Source organism: Salmonella sp. NW645, from assembly GCF_051703725.1.
Lineage (GTDB): Bacteria > Pseudomonadota > Gammaproteobacteria > Enterobacterales > Enterobacteriaceae > Salmonella > Salmonella enterica.
In genome coordinates this window covers 1-4447 of sequence record NZ_JAMMKR010000022.1, presented here as the reverse complement: position 1 = coordinate 4447, position 4447 = coordinate 1, and the positions used below count along the sequence as shown (strand labels likewise).

At 49.6% G+C, this 4447-nt stretch carries 5 protein-coding genes and 4 tRNA genes; 2 read left to right on the top strand and 7 right to left on the bottom strand.

Going from position 1 to position 4447, the window contains the following annotated elements:
• From NA389_RS21860 to NA389_RS21840, 5 genes are all read right to left on the bottom strand, one after another.
• On the bottom strand, positions 1–308 hold a 308-nt coding region (locus tag NA389_RS21860; RefSeq protein WP_000031689.1), incomplete at its 3' end, for a GTP-binding protein.
• Between the two features lie 115 nt (positions 309–423).
• Positions 424–499 (bottom strand) — tRNA-Thr (locus NA389_RS21855).
• 6 nt (positions 500–505) lie between these two features.
• A tRNA-Gly gene (locus NA389_RS21850) sits at positions 506–580 on the bottom strand.
• A gap of 116 nt (positions 581–696) precedes the next feature.
• Positions 697–781 (bottom strand) — tRNA-Tyr (locus NA389_RS21845).
• Positions 782–789: 8 nt separating this feature from the next.
• Positions 790–865: transfer RNA gene (locus tag NA389_RS21840), tRNA-Thr, on the bottom strand.
• A gap of 19 nt (positions 866–884) precedes the next feature.
• Here NA389_RS21840 and NA389_RS21835 point away from each other — a divergent pair.
• Both NA389_RS21835 and coaA read left to right on the top strand, forming a co-directional pair.
• Positions 885–1058 carry a hypothetical protein gene (locus NA389_RS21835; RefSeq protein ID WP_001541267.1) on the top strand — a complete coding sequence of 58 codons (174 nt, stop codon included), beginning with the start codon at positions 885–887 and terminating at the stop codon, positions 1056–1058.
• Positions 1059–1266: 208 nt separating this feature from the next.
• Positions 1267–2217: a type I pantothenate kinase gene (gene coaA, locus NA389_RS21830; RefSeq protein WP_000023068.1), complete on the top strand. Its 951-nt coding sequence runs from the start codon at positions 1267–1269 to the stop codon at positions 2215–2217.
• Between the two features lie 34 nt (positions 2218–2251).
• Here the strand turns inward: coaA and birA are convergent, their stop codons facing one another.
• Both birA and murB read right to left on the bottom strand, forming a co-directional pair.
• Positions 2252–3214 (bottom strand): bifunctional biotin--[acetyl-CoA-carboxylase] ligase/biotin operon repressor BirA, encoded by a 963-nt coding sequence (birA, locus tag NA389_RS21825; RefSeq protein WP_000655743.1) that lies wholly within the window; start codon positions 3212–3214, stop codon positions 2252–2254.
• On the bottom strand, positions 3211–4239 hold the full coding sequence (gene murB / locus NA389_RS21820; RefSeq protein ID WP_001016647.1) for a UDP-N-acetylmuramate dehydrogenase: 1029 nt from the start codon (positions 4237–4239) through the stop codon (positions 3211–3213). The genes birA and murB overlap by 4 nt, the downstream gene beginning before the upstream one ends.
• Positions 4240–4447 lie beyond the last annotated feature (208 nt).

Here is a 4447-nt window from a genome sequence, read left to right as displayed (position 1 = left end):
ATCGCGCCGTCCATCTGAGCAGCACCGGTGATCATGTTTTTAACATAGTCGGCGTGCCCCGGGCAGTCTACGTGTGCATAGTGGCGGGTCGGGGTATCGTATTCAACGTGAGAAGTGTTGATGGTGATACCACGCGCTTTTTCTTCCGGCGCGTTATCGATCTGGTCGAATGCGCGAGCGGCACCGCCGTAGGTTTTAGCCAGTACGGTAGTAATGGCAGCGGTCAGCGTTGTTTTACCATGGTCAACGTGGCCGATAGTACCGACGTTAACGTGCGGTTTTGTACGTTCAAACTTTTCTTTAGACATCGATTGTCCCTCTAAGACACGGATAAATCGGTGATATCACCACATCAACCAGGCAACACGCCCGACTTGTTGAATGCTAATAAACAGAAGAGAAAAACAGGAAGGAGAAAAGAAGTGGTGCTGATAGGCAGATTCGAACTGCCGACCTCACCCTTACCAAGGGTGCGCTCTACCAACTGAGCTATATCAGCACATCTTGGAGCGGGCAGCGGGAATCGAACCCGCATCATCAGCTTGGAAGGCTGAGGTAATAGCCATTATACGATGCCCGCATCCTGGAACTCGGCTACCTGATTTTCATTCTGCACTGAATATCGAGAGAAACTCTCTTTATTCGAGCCGGTAAGCGAACTTATCGTCTCGGGCTGCGCCATCGCGCGGCCGAAAATGGTGGTGGGGGAAGGATTCGAACCTTCGAAGTCTGTGACGGCAGATTTACAGTCTGCTCCCTTTGGCCGCTCGGGAACCCCACCGGACTTGATGGTGCCGACTACCGGAATCGAACTGGTGACCTACTGATTACAAGTCAGTTGCTCTACCTACTGAGCTAAGTCGGCATCAAGTAGCGCGCATTCTATGGAGACCTGCGTGCTCATGCAACTAAAAAATTGCATAAAATGTTCTATCGCTCACATTTTGCGCTATAAGAGACAAAAATGCTCTAATTTCAAACAAGAGAGCATAAATTTTCGGCATTTTACTGACCGTCTGACCAGGATACGACGCGGCATTTCAACGCTCCGTCGATAGAAAGCAATCTTCTGTATCTGGTATATTCGTCACATTGCTTCTCAGGGATAGCTTTCACAGCGAGATTTTTTCTTATTATTCCTCCCCATCTGGTGTTACCCTCCTGCCCATTGTCCAAATTAACTTAAATGTGACGTGCCGTTGCATGTCAGGGATGGCCCTCGTTCATCGCTGAACTGATGTAGCAATAGCAGCCAGAAACATGCTTATGAGTATAAAAGAGCAATCGTTAATGACGCCTTACCTACAGTTTGATCGCAGCCAGTGGGCTGCGCTTCGCGATTCTGTGCCGATGACCCTGACCGAGGATGAGATCGCGCAGTTAAAAGGCATTAATGAAGATTTATCGCTGGAAGAAGTTGCAGAAATATATTTACCTCTCTCCCGTTTGCTAAATTTCTATATCAGTTCAAATCTGCGTCGTCAGGCTGTCCTGGAACAGTTTCTGGGCACTAACGGCCAGCGAATCCCTTACATCATCAGTATCGCGGGCAGCGTCGCAGTGGGTAAAAGCACGACAGCACGCGTTCTGCAAGCGTTGCTGAGTCGCTGGCCGGAACACCGCCGTGTTGAATTGATTACCACAGACGGCTTCCTCCACCCAAATCAGGTGTTGAAAGAACGCGGGTTAATGAAGAAAAAGGGGTTCCCCGAATCGTATGATATGCACCGACTGGTGAAATTCGTTTCTGACCTCAAGTCGGGCGTACCGAACGTGACGGCGCCAGTCTATTCTCATTTGATTTACGATGTTATTCCTGAAGGGGATAAAACCGTCGCTCAGCCTGATATATTGATTCTTGAAGGTTTGAATGTTTTACAAAGCGGTATGGATTATCCTCACGATCCGCACCATGTATTTGTCTCTGATTTCGTTGATTTCTCTATTTACGTTGATGCGCCAGAAGAACTTCTTCAGACGTGGTATATCAATCGCTTCCTGAAATTCCGCGAAGGGGCGTTTACCGATCCTGACTCTTATTTCCACAATTATGCGAAATTATCTAAAGAAGAAGCTGTTAATACAGCAGCTTCGCTTTGGAAAGAAATTAACTGGTTGAATTTAAAACAAAATATTTTACCCACGCGAGAACGTGCCAGCCTTATTATGACCAAGAGCGCTAACCATGCGGTGGAACAGGTAAGATTGCGGAAATAACAGAAAAAAGGGGAGTACCGACTCCCCTTTTTTACTATTCGGCGCTTCGCAGCGATATTTCCCCACCCATCCAGGGTTTAATTACGCCATCCTGTTCAAGCAATAATGCGCCCTGAGTATCAATGCCGCGAGAAATACCAAATATTTCTTTGTCGCCAATAATTAGTTTTACCGGGCGATCAATAAAATTATCCAGTTTTTTCCAGCGCGAAAGATAAGGAGAAAGACCTTCTTGCTCAAAAAGCTCAAGCGCAGCACGTAGCTTATAAATCAGCTTTGCGGCCAGCATATTGCGGTCGAGCGTAATTCCGGCCTCTTGTAGTGTGATCCATCCCTGATTTATCACGTCCTCTTCTACGCGACGCATTGCCATGTTAATACCAGCGCCAATCACTATTTGTGCGGCATCGCCCGTTTTACCGGTTAACTCGACCAGAATACCCGCCAGTTTGCGATCCAGTAGGTAAAGGTCGTTAGGCCACTTCACGCGAACTTTATCTGCGCCCAGTTCACGCAGCACTTCCGCCATCACAATTCCAATGACCAGACTCAAGCCTATTGCCGCCGCAGGCCCCTGCTCCAGACGCCAGTACATTGAAAGATATAGATTCGCGCCAAACGGTGAGAACCATTTACGCCCGCGACGACCACGCCCTGCCTGTTGGTATTCTGCTACACAGGCATCGCCTGAGCGCAGCTCGCCAATTCGATCAAGTAAATACTGATTGGTTGAATCGATAACGGGCAATACCGCCACGTTTCCGCTATCCAGTTGGCCATGAATACGGTCAGCATCCAGTAACTGGATGGGTTCCGGCAAGCTATATCCTTTCCCCGGAACGGTAAATACATCTACTCCCCAGTCGCGTAATGTCTGGATATGTTTATTAATCGCCGCGCGGCTCATTCCCAGCCGTTCACCCAACTGCTCGCCTGAGTGAAACTCTCCGTCGGCAAGTAGTGAGATCAGCGTCAGGGGAACGGTAGTATCTTTCATGCAATGCTCTCCACTGCGTTCACCTCTCCGAGCTGACCAATAAAGCGAACCTCAGGCTCCAGCCAGACATTAAATTTTTCACCCACTTTTTGCCGGACATGATGCGCCAGCGCCACCACATCTTTACTTGTCGCATTATTCGCATTAATCAATACCAGCGCCTGTTGGCGATGTACCGCAGCGCCGCCAATGGCGACGCCTTTCAACTGACATTGGTCTATCAGCCAGCCTGCCGCTAGCTTCACTGAACCGTCTGCCTGAGGGTAATGCGGCGCGTTGGGAAATCGTTCCAGTAGTTCCATGGCGATATCGGCTGCGACAACGGGATTTTTAAAAAAGCTGCCCGCATTGCCATTCACTTTAGGATCCGGCAATTTTGTGGTGCGCATATGGCATACAGCATCAAATACCTGTTGTGCGGTGACCGTTTTCGGGTCCAGACGAGTAAGATCGCCATAGGTCAACACCGGCTGCCATTGCTTTGATAAACGCAGACCCACCGCGACGATCGCAACGCGATCCTGATATTCATTTTTGAAGATGCTGTCACGATAGCCGAAACGGCATTCCGCCGCGGACAAACGCAGACGTTTTCCCGTTTCCAGTTCAACGCAGTCAACGTAGTCGCAGACGCGCTGTAGTTCTACGCCATACGCGCCAATATTCTGTATAGGTGAGGAACCAACGCAGCCAGGGATGAGCGCCAGATTCTCAAGGCCGGGCATGTTGTTGTCCAGCGCGTAGCGAACCAGCTGATGCCAGTTTTCGCCTGCGCCGACGTGTAGGTGCCAGGCGTCCGCGGTTTCATTGACCTCAATGCCTTTCAGGCGGTTAAGGATCACGGTGCCGGCGTAATTTTCCAGAAACAGGACATTGCTTCCTTCACCCAGGATCATAACCGGCAGTCCCTCACGAGTTGCTTGCTGCCAGGCGCTCAGTAGTTGTTGTTCGTTTTCAGCGCATACGATGTGCTTTGCACAATGATCAATGCCGAAGGTATTCCAGGGTTTTAGGGAGTGATTCATAGACGCTTTCCTGATGCAAAATCAGGCTTAGTTTACCGCATCTATGTAGGGAAGGCTTGCGGTTATGTCGACGGAATAAGGCGGTATACACAGGCATTATGTCGATGCCGTAGGCCGGATAAGGCGAAGCTGCCATCCGGCGGTGCAGGTTGCCTGATGGCGCTGCGCTTATCAGGCCTACATTTTTACAGTTACCACACACGCAAAA

Coding starts and splice junctions, on each gene's coding strand:
- birA (WP_000655743.1), bottom strand. CDS start 3,214: ATGAAAGATACTACCGTTCCCCTGACGCTGATCTCACTACTTGCCGAC.
- coaA (WP_000023068.1), top strand. CDS start 1,267: ATGAGTATAAAAGAGCAATCGTTAATGACGCCTTACCTACAGTTTGAT.
- murB (WP_001016647.1), bottom strand. CDS start 4,239: ATGAATCACTCCCTAAAACCCTGGAATACCTTCGGCATTGATCATTGT.
- NA389_RS21835 (WP_001541267.1), top strand. CDS start 885: ATGGAGACCTGCGTGCTCATGCAACTAAAAAATTGCATAAAATGTTCT.